General features: G+C 39.4%; 21 protein-coding genes. 14 read left to right on the top strand and 7 right to left on the bottom strand.

The genetic code is table 11. From position 1 onward, the window contains the following. Positions 1–44 precede the first annotated feature (44 nt). Positions 45–257, bottom strand: coding sequence for a cold-shock protein (locus tag EL242_RS00185; RefSeq protein WP_006250370.1), 213 nt, complete (start codon positions 255–257; stop codon positions 45–47). Positions 258–583: 326 nt separating this feature from the next. Between EL242_RS00185 and proQ the strand changes: the two genes are divergently transcribed. From proQ to EL242_RS00160, 5 genes are all read left to right on the top strand, one after another. Next, complete coding sequence (proQ, locus tag EL242_RS00180) at positions 584–1,120, top strand: RNA chaperone ProQ (RefSeq protein WP_126301046.1); 537 nt, start codon at positions 584–586, stop codon at positions 1,118–1,120. Positions 1,121–1,205: 85 nt separating this feature from the next. After that, positions 1,206–3,218, top strand: a complete 2,013-nt coding sequence (gene prc / locus EL242_RS00175; protein WP_126301045.1) for a carboxy terminal-processing peptidase — start codon at positions 1,206–1,208, stop codon at positions 3,216–3,218. A 135-nt stretch (positions 3,219–3,353) separates the two neighbouring features. Next, a complete protein-coding gene (locus EL242_RS00170; protein ID WP_172595364.1) occupies positions 3,354–4,841 on the top strand; it encodes a L,D-transpeptidase family protein in 1,488 nt (495 codons plus the stop codon). A 169-nt stretch (positions 4,842–5,010) separates the two neighbouring features. Then, positions 5,011–5,565: a YcbK family protein gene (locus tag EL242_RS00165; protein ID WP_126301044.1), complete on the top strand. Its 555-nt coding sequence runs from the start codon at positions 5,011–5,013 to the stop codon at positions 5,563–5,565. Between the two features lie 16 nt (positions 5,566–5,581). Then, positions 5,582–6,211: an MBL fold metallo-hydrolase gene (locus EL242_RS00160; protein WP_126301043.1), complete on the top strand. Its 630-nt coding sequence runs from the start codon at positions 5,582–5,584 to the stop codon at positions 6,209–6,211. A 34-nt stretch (positions 6,212–6,245) separates the two neighbouring features. Here the strand turns inward: EL242_RS00160 and EL242_RS00155 are convergent, their stop codons facing one another. The 4 genes from EL242_RS00155 to rsgA are packed head-to-tail and all read right to left on the bottom strand — an operon-like array spanning position 6,246 to position 8,625. Continuing rightward, entirely contained in the window at positions 6,246–6,617 is a 372-nt protein-coding gene (locus tag EL242_RS00155) for a YcfL family protein (protein WP_126301042.1), read from the bottom strand. 2 nt (positions 6,618–6,619) lie between these two features. Next, positions 6,620–6,979: an HIT domain-containing protein gene (locus tag EL242_RS00150; RefSeq protein WP_126301041.1), complete on the bottom strand. Its 360-nt coding sequence runs from the start codon at positions 6,977–6,979 to the stop codon at positions 6,620–6,622. Positions 6,980–6,991: 12 nt separating this feature from the next. Beyond that, complete coding sequence (gene rnhB, locus EL242_RS00145) at positions 6,992–7,591, bottom strand: ribonuclease HII (RefSeq protein ID WP_171814965.1); 600 nt, start codon at positions 7,589–7,591, stop codon at positions 6,992–6,994. Further along, positions 7,588–8,625: a small ribosomal subunit biogenesis GTPase RsgA gene (gene rsgA / locus EL242_RS00140; protein WP_126301040.1), complete on the bottom strand. Its 1,038-nt coding sequence runs from the start codon at positions 8,623–8,625 to the stop codon at positions 7,588–7,590. Before rsgA ends, rnhB begins: the two co-directional genes overlap by 4 nt. Positions 8,626–9,070: 445 nt before the next feature. Between rsgA and EL242_RS00135 the strand changes: the two genes are divergently transcribed. The 4 genes from EL242_RS00135 (at position 9,071) to EL242_RS00120 (ending at position 12,348) form a co-directional block, all read left to right on the top strand. Further along, positions 9,071–9,964, top strand: coding sequence for a transcriptional regulator GcvA (locus EL242_RS00135; RefSeq protein ID WP_006250380.1), 894 nt, complete (start codon positions 9,071–9,073; stop codon positions 9,962–9,964). A 75-nt stretch (positions 9,965–10,039) separates the two neighbouring features. Then, entirely contained in the window at positions 10,040–10,723 is a 684-nt protein-coding gene (gene yjjG, locus EL242_RS00130; protein WP_126301039.1) for a pyrimidine 5'-nucleotidase, read from the top strand. Continuing rightward, a complete protein-coding gene (cysB, locus tag EL242_RS00125; RefSeq protein WP_126301038.1) occupies positions 10,720–11,703 on the top strand; it encodes an HTH-type transcriptional regulator CysB in 984 nt (327 codons plus the stop codon). The genes yjjG and cysB overlap by 4 nt, the downstream gene beginning before the upstream one ends. Beyond that, positions 11,704–12,348, top strand: a complete 645-nt coding sequence (locus EL242_RS00120) for a hypothetical protein (protein ID WP_126301037.1) — start codon at positions 11,704–11,706, stop codon at positions 12,346–12,348. It abuts the gene before it with no gap. A gap of 77 nt (positions 12,349–12,425) precedes the next feature. Here EL242_RS00120 and ansB read toward each other — a convergent pair whose 3' ends face one another. Beyond that, the gene (ansB, locus tag EL242_RS00115) at positions 12,426–13,475 is read right to left on the bottom strand and encodes an L-asparaginase 2 (protein ID WP_126301036.1); all 1,050 of its coding nucleotides are present in this window, start codon (positions 13,473–13,475) and stop codon (positions 12,426–12,428) included. A gap of 267 nt (positions 13,476–13,742) precedes the next feature. Between ansB and pyrG the strand changes: the two genes are divergently transcribed. Continuing rightward, positions 13,743–15,380, top strand: a complete 1,638-nt coding sequence (gene pyrG, locus EL242_RS00110) for a glutamine hydrolyzing CTP synthase (protein WP_126301035.1) — start codon at positions 13,743–13,745, stop codon at positions 15,378–15,380. A 109-nt stretch (positions 15,381–15,489) separates the two neighbouring features. Here pyrG and nfuA read toward each other — a convergent pair whose 3' ends face one another. Beyond that, positions 15,490–16,086: a Fe-S biogenesis protein NfuA gene (gene nfuA / locus EL242_RS00105; protein WP_006250387.1), complete on the bottom strand. Its 597-nt coding sequence runs from the start codon at positions 16,084–16,086 to the stop codon at positions 15,490–15,492. A 446-nt stretch (positions 16,087–16,532) separates the two neighbouring features. Here nfuA and EL242_RS00100 point away from each other — a divergent pair, with 446 nt between their 5' ends. From EL242_RS00100 to EL242_RS00085, 4 genes are read left to right on the top strand one after another with little or no spacing between them, the layout of a single operon-like run. Further along, positions 16,533–17,891, top strand: a complete 1,359-nt coding sequence (locus EL242_RS00100) for a Na(+)-translocating NADH-quinone reductase subunit A (RefSeq protein ID WP_126301034.1) — start codon at positions 16,533–16,535, stop codon at positions 17,889–17,891. Positions 17,892–17,893: 2 nt separating this feature from the next. Then, positions 17,894–19,129, top strand: coding sequence for an NADH:ubiquinone reductase (Na(+)-transporting) subunit B (locus EL242_RS00095; RefSeq protein ID WP_126301033.1), 1,236 nt, complete (start codon positions 17,894–17,896; stop codon positions 19,127–19,129). Continuing rightward, complete coding sequence (locus tag EL242_RS00090) at positions 19,122–19,895, top strand: Na(+)-translocating NADH-quinone reductase subunit C (RefSeq protein WP_126301032.1); 774 nt, start codon at positions 19,122–19,124, stop codon at positions 19,893–19,895. The genes EL242_RS00095 and EL242_RS00090 overlap by 8 nt, the downstream gene beginning before the upstream one ends. Then, complete coding sequence (locus EL242_RS00085) at positions 19,895–20,521, top strand: NADH:ubiquinone reductase (Na(+)-transporting) subunit D (RefSeq protein ID WP_006250391.1); 627 nt, start codon at positions 19,895–19,897, stop codon at positions 20,519–20,521. The genes EL242_RS00090 and EL242_RS00085 overlap by 1 nt, the downstream gene beginning before the upstream one ends.

The raw sequence follows: 20,521 nt of genomic DNA, 5'->3' as shown, positions 1-20,521 counted from the left end.
CAAGTTGTCGGCATTTTTATCGAAATTTATTGAATTTGCTGAAATTAGATCGTTTTCACGTTTACGGCTGAAGCACCACGTTCTGAATCTTGGATTTCAAATTGTACTTTAGCACCGTCTTCTAATGTGCGGTAGCCGCCGTTTGCTTCGATAGCAGAGAAGTGTACGAATACATCTTTGCCCCCTTGATCAGGGGTGATAAAACCAAAACCTTTGGTGGCGTTGAACCATTTTACTGTGCCGGTAATTGCTGACATAAAATTTTCCTTATATAAATACAAAAAGTGATAAAAGATAGCTAAACGGGATATTACAGACGTATCTATCAATCACTTGCCTTGAGGAAAATAACTAAAAAGATTCAACTATTTTAACGCACGAACAGCTTGAGTCATTACACCACTTATTCATTTTTTAAGCAAATCATTTTTATACTTTTATGAACATTCAAATGAAAAAAGAGTCTATCTCTTTTGTAAACGGAATGTGGAATTTATATGGACGAAGCCTTATAAATCAAATATAGTATCCAGTTAGATTTTCACTTATCTAATTATCAGATTTTTATTAAATGGGACTTATTATGTCAGAGCAAATTGAGCAAAAAGTAGAACAAACTCAGAATAAAACCAATCCAAGTACCAAGGAAGTGATTGCTTATTTAGCGGAGAAATTTCCGCTTTGTTTCACGCTTGAAGGTGAAGTAAAACCATTGAAAGTTGGGCTTTTCCAAGAATTAGCAGACGCTTTAAAAGATGATGAGAAAGTCAGTAAAACATTGTTACGCCAAGTATTGCGGAATTACACTAACTCTTGGCGTTACTTAGCTGCCAGCCAAGCTAATGTTGCTCGTGTCGGCTTACAGGGTGAAGAAGTTGGCGTGGTAACAGAAGACGAAGCTACTCACGCCGCAGAAGCTTTGGCTGCTGCGAAAGCGGTGGTTGCAGAACGTAAAGCACAAGAGCGTAAAGCACAACGTAAAGAGTACTTCAAACAGAAAGCACGTGAAGAAAATGCGAAAAAGCGTGCAGAATTTAAGGCGAAAAAAGCAATAGATAATTTACCTAAAGCTTCAGAAGAAAAATTAGCTGCATTAGCAGATAAATTCGGTCGTAAATAGTTTTCAAGTCGCTTTGTGCTTACAAGCGGTCGGATTTTAGTAAAATTTTGCAAAAAAATGACCGCTTGATTATTTGGAAAAGAAGATGAAATTAACAAGATTAAATAAAATTTTTGCCCTAGCCCTAGGTTTAATGGTAGGAAACGCTTTTGCCGTTCAGCCGGACATTAAAGAAAGTGCGATTGTGATGCCAAAACCTAATGAGCAGCATAGCTTATCAACCAAGCGTGTAACAGCCCGATTAACTCAATCGCATTATCATAAATTTCAACTGAATGATGAGTTTGCAGGGAAGATTTTTAACCGCTATGTCGATTGGCTTGATCCTTCTCATAATACTTTTCTTCAAGCCGATATTGATGAAATGCGTAGTAAATATGCTACAACATTAGATGATGATTTATATGCTGGTAAATTAGATGCAGCATTTGCAATGTATGAGTTAATGTCTAAACGTCGTTATGAGCGTTATAGCTATGCCTTATCTTTACTAGATAAAGAGCCTGACTTAAAAGGGAATGATGAAATTGAGATTGACCGTGATAAGGCCGCATTTCCAAAAAGTGTAGAAGAGGCAAATACACTTTGGGAGCAGCGAGTTAAAAACGATATTATCAATTTATATCTTAAAGATAAAAAATGGCCTGAAATTAAGAAAACACTCACTAAACGTTATAACTTTGCGATTAAGCGTTTAACTCAAGTTAAGGCTGATGATATTTTACAAACTTACTTAAATTCATTCTCTCGTGAGATCGATCCTCACACTAGCTATTTGTCTCCTCGTGCGGCAAAAGCGTTCCAAGAGAGCATGAATCTGTCGCTAGAAGGAATTGGTGCAACGCTAACCCAAGAAGATGATGTAACCAGCATTAGAGCATTAGTGCCAGGAGCCCCTGCCGCTAAAAGTAAGAAGCTGGTAGTCGGCGATAAAATTGTCGGTGTAGGTCAAGGTGAGAGAGGTGAGATTGAAGATGTTATCGGTTGGCGTTTGGATAATGTAGTCGATAAAATCAAAGGTAAAAAAGGCACTAAAGTTCGTTTAGAAATTGAGCCTGAAAAAGGTGGAAAAACTAAAATTATTACCCTTGTGCGTGATAAAGTTCGTATTGAGGATAGTGCTGCTAAATTAACGGTAGAAAAAGTAGATGGAAAAAATGTAGGGGTAATTAAGATCCCTACTTTTTATATCGGTTTGACTTCAGATGTACGTAAATTACTTACTCAAATAGAGAAAAAAAATGTTGAAGGATTGATCATTGATTTACGTGAAAACGGTGGTGGTTCGTTAACTGAAGTGATTGAATTAACCGGTTTATTTATTAAAGATGGTCCTGTAGTGCAAGTACAAGACGCATTCAATCGTATCAAAGTACACGAAGATCCGGAATCAAAATCAGTTTATGATGGAAAAGTGATGGTGATGATTAATCGCCATAGTGCTTCAGCCTCTGAAATCTTCGCTGCGGCAATGCAAGATTACAACCGTGCAATTATTGTAGGGCAACAAACCTTTGGTAAGGGAACTGTTCAACAGAGCCGTTCATTGAATTTTGTATATGATTTGGATCAAGAGCCTCTTGGTTTTATCCAATATACGATTCAAAAATTCTACCGTATCAATGGTGGAAGTACCCAGCTAAAAGGGGTTGAGGCGGATATTAAATTCCCGGAAATCATTAATGCTGCAAAAACAGGTGAAAGTTTTGAAGATAATGCGCTTCCTTGGGATAAAATTCCAGCAGCTAATTATAAAGAGGCTGGGAATGCTCGTAATGCAGTTGCTACATTAACAGCGAAACATCAAGAGCGTATTGCTAAAAACCCAGAGTTTATAGTCTTAAACGAGAATATTGCGATTCGAAAAGAACGTGATGAGCGTAAGTTTTTATCGTTAAATTTAGAAGAGCGTCTGAAAGAAAATAAATCAGATGAAAGCAAGCGCCTAAAAGATATTAATGCCCGTTTTGCCCGTGAAGGCAAAAAAGCATTAAAAGATATTGATGATTTACCAAAAGACTATGAAGCACCGGACTTTTTCTTAAAAGAAGCTGAACAGATGATGCTTGATTGGTCAGAATTTGATAAAAAATCATAAATGTGTTTATAATGCGCACATAACGTACCGCTTAGCGGAGCTAAGCGGTTTATTTTTTTATAAATTTGCAAATATTAAGAGGAAGAGTGGGTGAAAACCTTTAAATTATTACCTATTATGGTGGCGTTTTCTGGCATGGCTTTGGCTGAAACAGCCACAGTTGCTCAGGTGGCTTCTGAGCCTGTTGTACAAGATAATATTTTACCGCAATTAAGTTTTGCAACTCAGCAGGCTCGTGCTGCAGAATTGGTAAAACAGGCCGATTATGCGTTAGAACAGGAACAAATTCGTCAAGAGCAAGCAAGAAAATTTGCAGAAGCGGAAGCAAGAATTAAGCAAGAAATAGGTAATAATGCCTTATTGCTGAGCCAAGCAACAACTAAGGTTTATTTAGACAGTGAATTTGCGACAATGTGGAATGATAAAGCCGCAGAAAAAGCATTTTTGAAAGAATATGCATTATTTGCAGTAAGTGGTGTATCTTCTAAATCAGCTAAGGCATTGCAGCAAATTTTAAATCAACCGGAAGGTTTAGGTAGAGATATTTTATTAACTGATGGCTTCTTAGATTATTTGTATTACAACAAAAATGTGTTTAAAAATGCAAATAATTGGTTATATAACTTAGGCAGTTATGTACCAAAATCGCCCTCTTCAGAGCAAATCTTCCAATGGACTAATGCCGTGAGGGAAGGCGATTCTGGGCAGTTTGTAACAAATCTTGTTCCAAGAAACCATTTATATCGTGATACGGCACAGAGAGTATTGGCAATGGCAGGAGGCTCTTCAGCACCTAAAGCCAAAAAAGGTAAAGCTGTTACGGAGGTAGCTGGTGGTGGTAATGGGGCTTCTTTCTATAAATTAGCGCTCAATGCTCAACGTTTACGTATTATTCCAAGTTTTAACAATGGAATTTTTGTGAATATCCCAAGCTATCAATTATATTATTTCCGTGATGGTAATTTAGCTCTTCAATCTAAAGTGATTGTTGGGCGAGAAGATCGTCGTACACCGGTAATGTATAGTAAGCTGAGTAATGTGGTAGTGAATCCACCTTGGAATGTGCCGACTAGTATTATGACTAAAGATATTATTCCTAAACTAGCACGTGACCCAGGTTATGCAGATCGTGCTAGTTTCGAAATTCTTGATAGTAGTGGCAATAAAATTAATCCGCGTAGCGTAAATTGGTCACAATATTTAAATGCGAAAAGTTCACCATACCGTATTCGCCAGAAAGCAGGTGATGATAGTGCCTTAGGACGTTATAAATTTAATATGCCAAGTTCGGATGCAATTTATTTGCATGATACGCCAAATAGAGGATTATTTGGTAAAACGGGGCGTGCGTTAAGTTCTGGTTGTGTCCGTGTAGAAAAATCTGATGAATTGGCAACCATTTTATTAAAAGAAGCGGGTTGGGGATCTGATAAAAAGAATCAAGTCTTAGGCAGTAAAAAGACGACCTCGGCCCAGATTCGTTCAGATAACCCGGTTTATCTCTATTATGTGACGGCTTGGGTTGAAGGTGGAAAAGTGCAAACCCTTCCGGACATTTATAACTTTGATGCCAAAATCCCACAACATTCTGTGAATTGGGGAAAATTAAAGAGCATTATTTAATCGTGCTATTTCTGATAAATTCCAAGAAGATATCATCTTCTTGGAACTTTTTGAAAATATAGCTTACATAAATTTACGATTGTAAATTCTTACTTTAAGTATGGTGTATAGAAATTCGCTCATTTGTGAGTGATTTTCTATAAATCATTAGCTAACCTATGAGGAAAAAATGAAACAAATTAATGTTCAACGCCGGAAGTGGCTATCACTCGGTGGACTTGTTTTAGGGGCTAGCCTTCTGCCGGGTCAAGTAATGGCAGCGCTTTCTACTCCTGCCCCAGCTGCGTTACGTTTTCGTAATGTGAATACAGGCGATACTTACACTGCTAAATTTGGTGCAGGTGGATTAAACAAAACCGATCTAAGCCAGTTAAACTATTTAATGCGGGATCGTCATATCAATCAGGTTAAAGCAATTGATCCAAAATTATTTGTCAAATTGAATCAATTACAACGCCGTTTAGGTTTCCATAATGCGGAAATCCTAGTATTAAGTGGTTATCGCTCCGCACAAACAAATGCAAGACTTCGTCGTAGAAGCCGTGGTGTTGCCAGCCATAGTTACCATATTCTTGGACAAGCAGTAGATTTCCAAGTATCAGGCGTGCCGTTACATAAAGTAAAACAAGCGGCTGAGAGCTTGAATAATGGTGGCGTAGGTTATTATCCTCGTAGTAACTTTGTTCACGTAGATACTGGCCCAGTTCGCACTTGGAGAGGCTAACAAGCGGTCTTATTTTATGTTTAATTTGCAAATTATTCCTGTTAGTCCATTTCAACAAAATTGCACGGTGATTTGGGACGAAAATAAGAATGCGGCTATTATTGATGGCGGCGATAATGCCGAAGTCATTATTCAATTTGTTGAATCTCAGCAGCTTAAGGTTCAGAAATTATTGATTACGCACGGTCATTTAGATCATATTATGGCGGTGGAAAAGTTGAGAGAGCATTTTCAAGTAGAGGTTTTCGGCTCGCATCTTGCAGATAAACCTTTATTTGAACGTTTGCCGGAAATGTGCCAACAATTTGGATTACCACCAGTAAATGGCTTTTTGCCTGATCATTGGTTAGAGGAAGGTGATCGGGTCGAAGTCGGCGAGCTGAGCTATACCGTTCGACATTTGCCGGGGCATGCTCCAGGTCATATCGGCTTTTTTGATTTTGACAATCGTATTGCTTTTAGTGGCGATGTTTTATTCCAAAATAGCATAGGTCGAACAGATCTCTATTTAGGCAACCATAGCCAGTTATTGGAAACGATCAGGGAAAAAATGTTTGATTTAGATGATGATTTCATCATCATACCGGGACATGGTCCACACACAACTATCGGGCGGGAAAAACAGACCAACCCGTTTTTGAAATAAATAAAGAAGCAGAGCAGTTGGCTCTGCTTTTTTGCTATTTTACGCCTCGTAAATAGAGGCGGTAATTATGGCTTTCTTCCGTTGGTTTAATGAGTGCAATGGTCTGTTTTTGCTTAGGTTGCAACCATAGATGTTGCCAGCCGATACTATCTGATATACCGTTATGGGATTGTGTTACCCCATCTCTATTATACCAAAATAATTTATAAGCAAGATTAAGCGGAAATTCAGTTAAATTTGTGGTGCTAAATTGCTTGCTATTCGTTTCCAGCTCTATCTTTTCAGCAATGTCAGACTCAATATTGACAATAGGCTCTGAGCCGGTTGGTAAATAGCTGACAGGTTTGCTACCACAAGCGGTCAAAAAAATCGAAAAAATTGCAAATGCAAAGTAGGAAATACGCATAGTTATTTTGCCACTAAAGGTCCTAGTTTTTGTCCGCCTAACAAGTGCATATGAATATGGAACACTTCCTGCCCGCCGTTTTTATTACAATTCATCACTAAGCGATAGCCTTCTTCGGCAATGCCTTCTTCTTGGGCTAATTTTGCCGCCACCGTAAATAAACGCCCTAGGGCTAATTCATCTTCACTACTCACGTGATTGACGGTTGGAATAAATTTATTCGGAATAATCAAAATATGCGTGGGTGCTTGTGGGGCAATATCACGAAATGCGGTCACAAGTTCATCTTGATAGACAATATTTGCCGGAATTTCTTTATTGATGATTTTGGTGAAAATTGTTTCTTGGTACTCTGTAGCCATTGTGTTTTCCTTCTAGTCGATTAAACCTAATACTTTTCTTACAGGGGCAAAACTCTTACGATGATAAGGTGTTGCCCCAAATTCTGCTAATTTTTCAAAATGGAGTTTAGTCGGGTAGCCTTTGTGCTGTGCGAAGCCGTATTGTGGAAATTGTTGGTCTAATTCGTCCATTTCTTGATCCCGGGCAACTTTTGCAATAATCGAAGCGGCACTGATCTCAGCTACTAAGCTGTCTCCTTTCACCACAGCTTGTGCCGGCATTGGCAGTTTTGGCGGACGATTGCCGTCAATTAGCACAAAATCCGGCTGAATATGCAAGCCGGCAACCGCACGTTGCATTGCCAACATTGTCGCATTTAAAATATTCAGCTCATCAATTTCTGTCGGCTCGGCACGTCCTAGCGACCAGCTCAGAGCCTTGGCTTTAATCTCTTCTGCCAAAGCTTGGCGTTTTTTCTCGGATAATTTTTTGGAATCGGTTAAGCCCTGAATCGGGTTATTCGGATCTAAAATCACGGCTGCGGTCACAACCGCTCCGACTAAAGGTCCTCGTCCGACTTCGTCAACACCGGCGATTAATCGGGCGTTAGGGTAAATAAATTCATTCATTATACTTCTTCTTTTCTGAAATGGCGTTGGCTTTTGGTTTCAGACAGGCTTTCAATTAAGCGATGGTAATTTTCAAAGCGAATTGCAGAAATTTCGCCATTTTCGACCGCTTGTCTTAAGGCACAACCCGGGTCGGTTTTGTGTTTGCAATCACGGAATTTGCACGTGCCTAAAACCGATTGAAACTCTCGATAGCCTAAGGTGATTTGCTCAGGTTCTAAATGCCATAAGCCAAATTCTCGAATACCCGGTGAGTCAATTAGCTGTCCGCCTTGCGGTAAATGGTATAAGCGAGAGGCAGTGGTGGTGTGCTGACCTAAACCAGAGGTATCGCTCACTGAGCCGGTGAGGGCATTGACTTCAGGTAAGAGTTGGTTAATCAGGCTGGATTTCCCCACGCCGGATTGTCCGACAAAAATAGAAGTGCCTTTGGCGAGATATTGGTGTAATGCCTGCATATTTTCACCCGTGTCGGCCGATAAACAGAGAGTTTCATAGCCAATCTCTTCATAGATTTTGAGCTGCTCTTTAACCGCTTGTCTCTCATTTTCATCTAGCAAATCAATTTTGTTGAGTACGATTAAGGCAGGAATATTTGCCGTTTCGCAAATCACTAAATAACGGTCGATAATATTCAGCGAAAGTGTGGGTAGCACGGCTGATACAATAATGATTTGATCGATATTCGATGCCATCACCTTAATACCGTCATAATAATCGGGGCGGGTAAGTTCATTTTTACGTGGAAAAACTGCCTCAATTACACCACTAATCCCTTGTAGTTGCTCACTACCTTTACGCCAAGAAACCTGATCGCCCACCACCACATTTTTCAATGTACGGCGGATATTACAGCGGAAAATTTCTCCCTCTGCGGTTTCAACATCAGCGTGTTTAACGTGGCGGGTAACGACAATGCCCTGTTGCATTTCGCCTAACATTTCATCTTGCCATTCAATTTCTTTTTTGTTGATACGCTTATGATGGTTAGATTGGATTCTACGCTGTTGGTTATGGGTTAATTTCGGTTTACTCAAAAGAACTCTCGGTAATTATTGCAAATGAAAAATAGGCTTTAGCATACTATAAAACCTCTTTTTATAATAGATTAAAGTGAAAGAATAAAAAAGCAGAAAGGCTAGAATAAAGGTAGCGAATAATATAGAATGCGATCTAGGTTTTGTGCTGTTTTTTTACATAGAAAAAAACCGCCCAAAGTGGGCGGTTATAAACCAATACGGTTCAAAATATACAGGAAGTGAAACAAGTAACTTTCGTTACTCTAGTCTAGTTTCCTAGACCAATATGCAAACACAACATCATACTTAAAATTTAGGAATAGAAATAAATTCTAAACTATCCATCTAAGTATGCGGATATTTTATTATTTCTATTTGCAAGCATCAAACGAATTTTTTTTATTTAAACTATCAGAAAAAATAATAGAGTTGCTTGTTTAGTAATCTATTAGCTTGAAAAATTATGAACAAAAAACTTCCACCACTCAATGCATTGAAAGCATTTGAATCTGCTGCACGCCATTTAAATTTTACTAAAGCGGCAGAAGATCTCTTCGTCACACAAGCTGCAGTGAGCCACCAAATTAAACTATTAGAAGATTTTTTAGGTGCTTCCCTGTTCCATCGCCGTAACCGTTTGCTGGAATTAACTGAGTTAGGCGCACAATATTTCTATGAAGTTCAGCCATTATTAGAACAAATTGCTCTCGCAACAGATAAAATTAGGCAGCAAAGTAGTCGTCAAATTCTGACTATTAGCGTACCACAAACATTTGGTATGCATTGGTTAGTCCCACGTTTGGCGGATTTCCACGAAAAATATCCAGAAGTGGAAGTACGTATTAAGGGTGTTGATCAAGATGAGGGATTATTAGGTAAAGAAACTGATGTTGCTATTTATTATGGTAAGGGGGATTGGCAAGGTCTGGAATCTATCCGTTTGACGGAATCCCGTATTGTTATTTTAGCTTCGCCTGAGTATTTATCGCAAAATACCATTCATTTACCGGCAGATTTAGCAGGTAAACATTTATTGCATTCCTCCACCCATAATAAGTGGAAAAGGATGGTTGAGCATTTGCATATAGAAGATATAGTAGATGCGGAAACTGGCTCAATTTTTAGCCATACTTTTATGGTGCTTCAAGCTGCAATGCACCAACAAGGCATTGCGATTGCCAACCAGTTGTTGGCACAGCACGAAATTGAAAAAGGTACTTTAATAGAGCCTTTCCCAACCACATTGTTTGATGAAAAATCGTTCTATGTTGTCTATCCTTCGCAATCAGCCCAAGTTCAGAAAGTACAATTTTTTGTTGAGTGGATTCAGCAAAAAATGAAAGAGTGTTGTGCTTAAGCGTGGTTTTATCAGCGGTATGCGAAAAATTAGAAAAATTTGACCGCTTGTTATCTAAGTTAAAAAAGGAATATTATGAAATATCAATGGGTATTATTTGATGCTGATGAAACCTTGTTTTCATTTAATTCTTATCTTGGTTTAAAAGCGATGCTGGCTCGTTACCAGATTGATTTTAGTGAACAAGATTATCAAGACTTTCAAGCGGTAAATAAACCACTTTGGGTGGCTTACCAAAATAATGAGATCACTGCTCAAGATATTCAAACCCGACGCTTTGCAAAATTATCTGCTCAAACAGGCGTGGATCCGCTACAACTTAATCAAGAATTAATGGCGGAGATGGCATTCGTCAGTCAGCCTTTAGAAGGTGTAATGGATATGTTAAACGCTTTGTATGGTAAAGTAAAAATGGGCATTATCACCAATGGTTTTACCGACTTGCAGCAAAAACGTTTAGATAATACTCAAACTTCACATTTTTTTGATATTGTAGTGATATCAGAACAAATTGGTGCCGCAAAGCCTGATCGCCAAGTGTTTGATTACGCTTTTGCATTAATGGACGAATTTGATCGTACTAAAGTGCTTATGGTAGGTGATACCCTCGCTTCTGATATTTTAGGAGGTAATAATGCTGGGATTGATACTTGTTGGTTAAATTTGCTTAGTAAAGAGAATGATACGGATATTAAGCCAACTTACGAAGTGCATACGATGCAACAGATTATTGCGATTGTAGAGAGGAAATCATTATGAAGCTACAACAGTTACGTTATATCGTTGAAATAGTAAACCAAAACTTGAATATTACCGAGGCCGCAGAGGTGCTTTACACTTCTCAACCGGGGATTAGCAAACAAGTTCGTTTGTTGGAAAGTGAGTTGGGAATTAATATTTTTGAGCGTAACGGTAAGCACGTTAAGGGGCTAACGCCTGCTGGTGAAAAAATTGTGGCGATTGCTCGTGAATTATTGGTAAAAGCCCAGAGCATTAAATCGGTTGCTGAAGAACAAACTCGACCCAACAAAGGCATCTTACGCATTGCGACCACCAATACCCAAGCCCGTTATATGCTACCGAGTGTAATTGAGAAGTTTAAGGCTCGCTATCCTGAAGTAAGTTTGCATTTGCACCAAGGCTCCCCGAATCAAATTTATGATGCTTTGATGGCTGGAGAAGTGGATTTAGCCATTACCACAGAAGCTCAATATTTATTTGATGAAGCGGTTTTATTGCCGTGTTATTGGTGGAATCGTTCAGTTATTGTCAAACCAGAGCATCCTCTTGCGGCTTTTGTGAACCAAAGTAAAAATTTGACTGTCGAACAATTAGGTAGATATGATTTGATAACCTATACTTTTGGTTTTACAGGGCAATCGGATTTAGATCATGCCTTCAATAAGGAAGGTATTTTGCCTAATATCGTATTTACGGCGACAGATGCTGATGTAATCAAAACTTATGTACGCTTAGGCTTAGGGGTTGGCATTATGGCATCAATGGCATATACGGAAACAGATCAAGATTTGGTGGCTATTAATGCAAGCCATCTTTTTCAGCCGAGTATGACGCAAATTGCCTTTAAACGAGGAACTTTTCTTCGTAACTATATGTATGATTTTATTAATTATTTTTCGCCACATTTAACACGGGTACAAGTGGAGAAAGCGGAACAATTACGAGATAACAATGCAATTTCAAGGTTGTTCGAAAGTATATCTTTAGAGGAGAAATAGATGAGAATTTGGCAGAAGTTAGCGAGCGTAATCGTGGTCACTTTGGGCTTGATTTCAAACGCCAGTGCGGAGAATTTTAAGTTGAAATACAGCTCAAATTATTTAATGCCAGCCTACATTAACTTTAATAACGGTGGTGGCCAATATAATATTCAGGCAAAAATTAATGTGCCTTTATATAATATTGTCTTTTCTGCGAAGGGAACAGAAAAAAACGAACAATTTCATATGTTGAGCTACCGAGATACCCGTAACGGCAAAACTTATGCAATGGCAGAAATTGATTCTAAAACGGTAAAATATGGCAAAGTGAAAGAGCCACTAAAAGAAGAAGCGCTGACAATGCCGACTTATGATTTATTTACCACGGCATTCCAGTTAAGCTATTACGATAAATTACCGAGCAGTTTCCAAACCACAAACGGTAAAAAACTTTACCCGACACCGAATGTGCAGCTACGTAAAGCTCAAAAGGCGGTAAAAGTAGGTGATAAAACTTACCAAGAAATTACCTACAAGTTTAGAACCAGTGATAAAAAAGACATTACGGTGAAAAAATTTGAAGGCGAAAAATTCCCACGCTACATCGCCTATAGCCGAGACGGTGATAATTACGAGCTAACTTTTGATAGCTTTGTAAAATAATAAAGATTAGGAATAAGAGCGGCAAGCGGTCTATTTTGTGATTTTTTCTGCAAAATAGCCCGCTTGTTATTTATTTTTTAGAAATCGTCAAACCATTGTTGAATGGTTTTTATATCATTTGTTTGTGTTAAGGCGAGCTGCAGTAATACTCGAGCTTTTTGAGGATTTAATGTGCCGGAAGCAATAAAACCATACTTACTATCATCAATTTCTGCATCTCGGGTAGTATATCCGGTTGGTACTCGAGACGAGCGAACCACAGTAATTCCTTTTTTAGCCGCTTCTTCTAGTAAAGCTAAATTTGCCGCATTCATATTACCATTACCAACTCCAGCAACGATGATGCCTTGATAACCTGCATCTAATAATGCTTGAAGCGGTTCGGTTGGCATATTTGAATAAGCATAAATAATGCCGACCTTTGGTAATTCTGTTAATTCATCTACTTTAAAGGGAGTGTTTACTGTGTGTTTACTTTCTGGGGAGCGCTCATAATCAACTTTGCTATTATGAATATAGCCTAGTGCACCAAAGTTTGGTGAGTTAAATGTTTGCACTGATGTCGTACTGGTTTTTGTAACATCGCGAGCGCCCAATACAATATCATTCATTGCAACCAACACCCCTCTGCCACTGGATTTTGAATCTTTGGCGACAACAACTGAGTTATATAAATTTAATACGCCGTCGGCACTTTTTTCAGTTGCTGGTCGCATGGCTCCCACTAATACTACGGGTTTTTCGCATTTTACAGTCATATCAAGGAAGTATGCGGTTTCCTCCATAGTGTCTGTGCCGTGCGTAATAACGAAACCATCTGTGTTTGGGCATTGTTGATTAATTGCTTTTGCCAGTTTTAGCCATACTTCATCAGACATATCCTGAGATCCGATTTTAACGATTTGTTCTCCTTTGATATTTGCTAATGTTTTAATATCCGGGACGGCTTCTATGAGTGTTTCAATATTTAGCTGCCCAGCTTGATAAGCTGAGGTTGCCGTGTTTTTTTGGCTACCGGCAATTGTCCCTCCAGTTGCAAGAATTGTAATATTAGGTAGGTCGGCTGCTTGAATTGGCATAGTAGCAATGCTTAACAGAGTTGGCAGTAGTAATTTTTTGATTTTCATTGTATCGTCTCCAGTATTAGAAAAACAGGTATTATGATATCCATAAACATATAGGTTAATTCTGATCTATCGCAAATAATAGTGCATTAATTAAGTTAAGATTAGTTAGCACTATTGAAAAAGAATTAATCTGACTGCTTACCGATTTTCCATTAGCAAAAAAATGTAATTTGATGTAAACTACTTTCCCGTCCTGATAGTTTCTTTTTTATAAAGTAAACTGATATTCTGAATTTCCAACCCAATTAATCAGCAAAGGCAATCACAATGACAACGAATTATATTTTCGTCACAGGCGGTGTTGTATCTTCTTTAGGGAAGGGTATTGCGGCAGCCTCTTTAGCATCTATTCTTGAAGCTCGTGGTTTAAATGTCACCATTATGAAGCTTGACCCTTATATCAACGTCGATCCGGGTACAATGAGCCCTACTCAGCACGGGGAAGTATTTGTGACCGAAGACGGTGCGGAAACCGACTTGGATTTAGGTCACTACGAGCGTTTTATCCGTTCCAAAATGAGCAAAGCTAACAACTTTACCAGCGGTAAAATTTACTCTGAAGTGTTGCGTAAAGAACGCCGTGGCGATTATTTAGGGGCAACCATTCAGGTTATTCCGCACATTACCAATGAAATTAAAGCCCGTGTATTAGAAGGCGGTAAAGGGCGTGATGTCGCCATTGTGGAAGTTGGTGGCACGGTGGGGGATATTGAATCACTGCCATTCTTAGAAGCACTCCGCCAATTAGCGGTGGATATCGGTCGTGAAAAAACCTTGTTTATGCATTTAACCTTAGTGCCTTACATTCCAACCGCAGGGGAAGTGAAAACTAAGCCGACTCAGCATTCAGTAAAAGAGTTGCTTTCAATCGGTATTCAGCCGGATGTGTTAATTTGCCGTTCAGATCGTGCTATTCCGGAAAATGAGAAGAAAAAAATCGCCCTTTTCTGTAATGTGCCGGAGCGTGCGGTTATTTCGCTTAAAGATGTAGATTCGATTTATCGCATTCCAGAATTATTGAAATCGCAAGGGTTAGATTCCTTTGTGTGCGATCGTTTCCGTTTAGATTGCAAAGAAGCCGATCTTTCAGAGTGGGAACAAGTGTTATACCGCCAAGCAAATCCAACCGGTGAAGTGACTATCGGTATGGTCGGAAAATATGTGGAATTGCCGGATGCGTATAAATCGGTGAATGAAGCCTTGAAACACGCAGGCTTAACGCATCGTTTAGCAGTGAATATTAAATACATTGATTCGCAAGATATTGAAACCAAAGGCACAGAGTTATTGGCAGGCTTAGACGGTATTCTTGTGCCGGGCGGCTTTGGCTATCGTGGCGTGGAAGGCAAAATTCGAACCGCACAATATGCCCGTGAAAACAAGATTCCTTACTTAGGTATCTGTTTAGGTATGCAAATTGCCTTAATTGAATATGCCCGTAATGTAGCAGGTTTAACTGAAGCTAATTCTTCTGAATTTGACAAAGATTGCTCGCAGCCGGTAATTGGTTTAATTACCGAATGGCAAGATGCCGAAGGGAATGTGGAAACCCGCAGTGATGAATCGGATTTAGGCGGCACTATGCGTTTAGGTTCGCAACAATGCCATTTAATTGAAGGCTCGAAAGCCCGTGAAGTGTATGGTGCGGAAACGATTGTTGAACGTCATCGCCACCGTTACGAAGTGAACAATAAGCTGTTGCCACAAATTGAAGCGGCAGGCTTAAAAGTGAGCGGTTTATCAGCAGATCGTAAATTAGTGGAAATTATTGAAGTGCCAAATCACCCTTGGTTTATAGCAGCACAATTCCACCCGGAATTTACCTCAACCCCACGTGATGGTCACCCATTATTCGCAGGCTTTGTAAAAGCAGCGAAAGATTACCAAGAGAGCCGTATGGCTTAATGAGACTTAACAAGCGGTCGGATTTTGTAAAAAAATTGCGAAACTCGACCGCTTGCGAATGATAAAACAAGGGATAAATCAAATGATTTATCCCTTTTTAGTATGTTTATTAATAGTAAGAATGTTCACCGTGTTGGTGTTCGGTAATATCTTTCACACCAACTAATTCATCAGGGAACATTGCCAGAAGCTGTTTTTCAATCCCCTCTTTTAAGGTCACATCTACCATTGAACAACCGTTACAACCACCGCCGAACTGCAACACAGCATATTTATCTTCGGTGATTTCAATTAAAGTCACTTTACCACCGTGGCTGGCAAGTTGCGGATTGACTTGGGTTTGAATCACATAATCTAAACGCTCGATAAAAGGTGCATCATCAGCCACTTTACGCATTTTGGCGTTAGGGGCTTTTAGCGTTAGCTGTGAACCCATCGGGTCAGTGACATAATCAATTTCTGCTTCGTCTAAAAACGGCAAGCTAATATCATCGACAAATGCAGAGAAACGGTTAAATTTAAATTCGGTATCCGTCTCTTCAACTGCATTGGGTGGGCAGTAAGAGACACCGCATTCTGCCCCCGGTGTGCCGGGATTGACCACAAAAATACGGATATTAGTTCCCTCTTCTTGCTGTTCTAATAGTCTGGCAAAATGGGCTTGTGCTGCATCTGATATTGAAATATGAATGGTTTGTTCTTCCATTTAAATTATCCTGTTTTTTAATATTTTACAAAATTTATCAACTATTTTACGCCTGAATTTCAAAATTGCCTAGCTAAAAAAATTTTTGCAAATTGTTAATAAAATTTAACCGCTTGAAGGGAAATTGGATTAACTAATTATGGTTAATTTATGTTAAGAGGGAATTGAAATCTTGATTTATTTCAAATTTTACCGCGGGAATATGCAAAAAATAGGGGGTTTTCCTAGCCAGAAGGGGAGCTTTTTAGGTAAAATAAGAAGATTATTTTTAGTTAACCTTTTGTTAAGAAAAGATAAAGGTTGATCACAGATTTGAGAACTTAATGTGGCTTTTAAAAATAGGTGGGGGACCATTGTTTATTTTTAAGTAAAGCTGCGGCTCAATAGAAGCGATTGCGTTAGCGCAATCATATTTTTTAACCCAAAAGAAAAGTAGTGCAAACAATATGATTACAATCAAAAAAGGCTTAGATCTTCCGATTGCGGGAAAACCTGAGCAAGTAATCCATAACGGTAATACCGTTACTGAAGTTGCTATGCTTGGTGAAGAATATGTGGGTATGCGTCCTTCAATGAAAGTGCGTGAAGGCGATGTAGTAAAGAAAGGTCAGGTTCTTTTTGAAGATAAAAAGAATCCGGGCGTGGTATTTACTGCCCCTGCAAGTGGTACCGTAACGGCAATTAACCGTGGCGAGAAGCGTGTTCTTCAATCGGTAGTAATTAAAGTTGAGGGTGATGAGCAAATTACCTTTGCTCGTTATGAAGCCAGCCAATTAGCTTCATTAACTTCAGAGCAAGTAAAACAAAACCTTGTAGAGTCAGGCTTATGGACGGCTTTCCGTACACGTCCGTTTAGCAAAGTGCCTGCATTAGATGCAGAACCTTCCTCTATTTTTGTCAATGCGATGGATACTAATCCACTTGCAGCAAATCCGGAAGTGATTATTGCAGAACACCAACAAGCTTTCTTTGATGGCTTAACTGTATTAAGTCGTTTATTTGAAAGTAAAAAAGTGATTCATCTCTGTGGCAGTGCAGACTCAAATATTTTAAATGCGGCACAAAGCCGTCAAATTGAGAATGTCCAAACTAACCGTTTTAAAGGCCCGCACCCAGCAGGGCTTGCAGGTACACACATTCACTTTATTGATCCGGTTGGTGCAACTAAACAAGTTTGGTATTTAAATTACCAAGATGTAATTGCTATCGGTAAATTATTTACGACCGGTGAGCTATTTACTGACCGTGTAGTGGCATTAGCAGGTCCACAAGTGAAAAATCCACGTTTAATCCGTACCCGTTTAGGCGCCAAAGTGTCTGAATTAGTGGCGAATGAGTTAAACGCAGGGGAAAACCGTGTGATTTCAGGCTCAGTGTTAAGCGGTGCGAAAGCGCAAGGCGTTCACGACTATTTAGGTCGTTATGCGTTGCAGGTTTCTGTAATTGCAGAAGGCAATGAGAAAGAGTTTTTCGGCTGGATTATGCCGGGGGCGAATAAATTCTCAATCACCCGTACAACATTAGGTTACTTCGGTAAAAAACTGTTTAATTTCACAACAGGTACACACGGTAGCCATCGTGCTATGGTGCCAATCGGTTCTTATGAGCGTGTAATGCCGTTGGATATTATCCCGACCTTGTTACTGCGTGATTTAGCATCTAATGATACCGATTCTGCTCAAGCCTTAGGTTGCTTGGAGTTAGACGAAGAAGATTTAGCACTCTGTACCTTTGTGTGTCCGGGTAAAAATGATTACGGTCCGATGTTGCGTGCAGCATTAGAGAAGATCGAGAAGGAAGGTTAAAAATGGGTTTAAAACATTTACTAGAAAAAATGGAACCTGCGTTTTTACCGGGTGGAAAATACGAAAAGCTGTATGCGTTGTATGAAGCTATTGCAACAGTGCTTTATGTGCAAGGCAATGTGACGCAGAAAGATGCCCACGTTCGTGATGCGATTGATTCCAAACGTATGATGATCTTCGTGTGGCTAGCACTTTTCCCTGCAATGTTCTACGGTATGTACAATGTAGGTTCACAAGGTATTCTTGCAGCATTAAAAATGGGTACTTTATCAGATTTAGTGGCAAATGATTGGCACTATGGTTTAGCTGATAGTTTAGGCTCTATTGCTAATGCAGGCTGGGGAACCAAAATGTTGCTGGGTGCAACATATTTCCTACCTATCTACATTACGATCTTTGCAGTAGGTGTAACTTGGGAAATTTTATTTGCCGCAGTGCGTAAGCACGATGTAAATGAAGGTTTCTTCGTCACTTCATTATTGTTAGCGTTAATCGTTCCGCCAACATTACCATTATGGCAAGCTGCTCTTGCTATCACCTTTGGTGTGGTAGTGGCAAAAGAAGTATTCGGTGGCGTGGGTAAAAACTTTATGAACCCAGCATTAGCCGGTCGTGCTTTCTTATTCTTTGCTTATCCGGGGCAAATTTCAGGTGATGCAGTATGGGTTGCCGCAGATGGCTTCTCAGGTGCAACTGCACTTTCTCAATGGGCAGTTGGTGGTCAAGGTGCATTACAGCACGTTGCAACCGGTGAAACCATTACTTGGATGGATGCGTTCTTAGGTAATATTCCGGGTTCTATCGGCGAGACCTCTACCTTAATGTTGATTATTGGTGCTGCAATCATTGTATTTGCTCGAATTGCTTCTTGGCGAATTATTGCCGGTGTAATGATTGGTATGGCGGCAACTGCGACATTATTTAATGTAATCGGTTCTGATACCAACCCATTATTCTCTATGCCTTGGCATTGGCACTTAGTATTAGGTGGTTTTGCGATCGGTATGTTCTTTATGGCAACCGACCCGGTATCAGCTGCATTTACGAACAAAGGTAAATGGGCATACGGTATCTTAATCGGCTTTATGTGTGTATTAATCCGTGTGGTAAACCCGGCATACCCTGAGGGTATGATGTTAGCGATTTTATTTGCTAACTTATTTGCTCCAATCTTTGACTATTTAGTAGTTCAAGGGAATATCAAACGCAGATTAGCGAGGGTAGCAAACAATGGCTAAATTTAATAAAGATAGCGTTGGCGGAACGCTAACTGTTGTAGTTTTATTAAGTTTAATCTGTTCTTTAATTGTGGCAGGTGCAGCAGTAATGCTTAAACCCACACAAGATATTCAGAAACAACTTGATAAACAGAAAAACATTTTACAAGCGGCCGGTTTATTGCAAAAAGATACTGATGTGCAAGAAACCTATACCAAATTTATTGAGCCGAAAATTGTAGATTTAGCAACAGGCGATTATGTTGACGGTGTAACAGGCTTTGATGCTCGTGCAGCAGCTAAAGATCCGGCGCAAAATGTTGTGATTGCTCCTGAAGATGATAAAGCGAATATCAAAACTCGAGCTAAATATGCGGAAGTTTATTTAGTAAAAGATGACTCAGGTAAAACGACTCAAGTAGTATTACCAATGCACGGTAACGGCTTATGGTCAATTATGTACGGTTTTGTGGCAGTACAACCTGATGCAAATACGATCAATGGTATTACTTACTATGAACAAGGTGAAACGGCAGGTTTAGGTGGTGAAATTGCAAACCCAAACTGGCAGAAAAACTTTGTAGGTAAAAAACTATTTAACGAGCAAAACCAAGTTGCGTTAAGAGTGGGTAAAGGTGCATCGGCAGATAAAGATCACGGCGTTGATGGTTTATCCGGTGCGACATTAACCTCAAACGGTGTGGATGGCTCATTCAAATACTGGTTTGGTCAAAATGGTTTTGGTCCATATTTAGCAAAATTTAAAGCAGCGGCAGGAGCTAACTAATGGCAGACAATAACAATCTTAAAAAATTATTGTTATCGCCAATTGTCGATAACAACCCGATCGCATTACAGATCTTAGGTATTTGTTCTGCGTTAGCGGTAACGACTCAATTACAAACAGCAGTAGTAATGGCAATTGCGGTAAGTTTAGTTACTGCATTCTCAAGTATGTTTATTTCAATGATTCGTAACTATATTCCAAATAGTATCCGTATCATTGTACAAATGGCGATTATTGCTTCATTAGTAATTTTGGTTGACCAAATCTTACGTGCTTATGCTTACGATCTATCAAAACAATTATCGGTATTCGTTGGTCTGATTATTACCAACTGTATCGTAATGGGGCGTGCAGAAGCATTCGCGATGAAATCAGGCCCGGTTGAAAGTTTTGTTGATGGTATCGGTAACGGTTTAGGCTACGGTGCAATGTTAATTATCGTTGCCTTTTTACGTGAACTTATCGGTTCAGGTAAAATTTTCGGTATCACCATTCTTGAAACTGTTCAAAATGGTGGTTGGTATCAAGCAAACGGTTTATTCTTATTAGCACCAAGTGCGTTCTTTATTATCGGATTTGTGATCTGGGCGATTAGAACGTGGAAACCGGAACAAGTGGAGAAATAA

Origin of the sequence: Mannheimia haemolytica (genome assembly GCA_900638155.1) — a bacterium.
Lineage (GTDB): Bacteria > Pseudomonadota > Gammaproteobacteria > Enterobacterales > Pasteurellaceae > Mannheimia > Mannheimia glucosida.
Note: the sequence above shows the minus strand (reverse complement) of the source record. Positions and strands in the feature narration are given on the sequence as shown.

Coding starts and splice junctions, on each gene's coding strand:
- EL242_RS00185 (WP_006250370.1), bottom strand. CDS start 257: ATGTCAGCAATTACCGGCACAGTAAAATGGTTCAACGCCACCAAAGGT.
- proQ (WP_126301046.1), top strand. CDS start 584: ATGTCAGAGCAAATTGAGCAAAAAGTAGAACAAACTCAGAATAAAACC.
- prc (WP_126301045.1), top strand. CDS start 1,206: ATGAAATTAACAAGATTAAATAAAATTTTTGCCCTAGCCCTAGGTTTA.
- EL242_RS00170 (WP_172595364.1), top strand. CDS start 3,354: ATGGCTTTGGCTGAAACAGCCACAGTTGCTCAGGTGGCTTCTGAGCCT.
- EL242_RS00165 (WP_126301044.1), top strand. CDS start 5,011: ATGAAACAAATTAATGTTCAACGCCGGAAGTGGCTATCACTCGGTGGA.
- EL242_RS00160 (WP_126301043.1), top strand. CDS start 5,582: ATGTTTAATTTGCAAATTATTCCTGTTAGTCCATTTCAACAAAATTGC.
- EL242_RS00155 (WP_126301042.1), bottom strand. CDS start 6,617: ATGCGTATTTCCTACTTTGCATTTGCAATTTTTTCGATTTTTTTGACC.
- EL242_RS00150 (WP_126301041.1), bottom strand. CDS start 6,979: ATGGCTACAGAGTACCAAGAAACAATTTTCACCAAAATCATCAATAAA.
- EL242_RS00135 (WP_006250380.1), top strand. CDS start 9,071: ATGAACAAAAAACTTCCACCACTCAATGCATTGAAAGCATTTGAATCT.
- yjjG (WP_126301039.1), top strand. CDS start 10,040: ATGAAATATCAATGGGTATTATTTGATGCTGATGAAACCTTGTTTTCA.
- cysB (WP_126301038.1), top strand. CDS start 10,720: ATGAAGCTACAACAGTTACGTTATATCGTTGAAATAGTAAACCAAAAC.
- EL242_RS00120 (WP_126301037.1), top strand. CDS start 11,704: ATGAGAATTTGGCAGAAGTTAGCGAGCGTAATCGTGGTCACTTTGGGC.
- ansB (WP_126301036.1), bottom strand. CDS start 13,475: ATGAAAATCAAAAAATTACTACTGCCAACTCTGTTAAGCATTGCTACT.
- pyrG (WP_126301035.1), top strand. CDS start 13,743: ATGACAACGAATTATATTTTCGTCACAGGCGGTGTTGTATCTTCTTTA.
- nfuA (WP_006250387.1), bottom strand. CDS start 16,086: ATGGAAGAACAAACCATTCATATTTCAATATCAGATGCAGCACAAGCC.
- EL242_RS00100 (WP_126301034.1), top strand. CDS start 16,533: ATGATTACAATCAAAAAAGGCTTAGATCTTCCGATTGCGGGAAAACCT.
- EL242_RS00095 (WP_126301033.1), top strand. CDS start 17,894: ATGGGTTTAAAACATTTACTAGAAAAAATGGAACCTGCGTTTTTACCG.
- EL242_RS00090 (WP_126301032.1), top strand. CDS start 19,122: ATGGCTAAATTTAATAAAGATAGCGTTGGCGGAACGCTAACTGTTGTA.
- EL242_RS00085 (WP_006250391.1), top strand. CDS start 19,895: ATGGCAGACAATAACAATCTTAAAAAATTATTGTTATCGCCAATTGTC.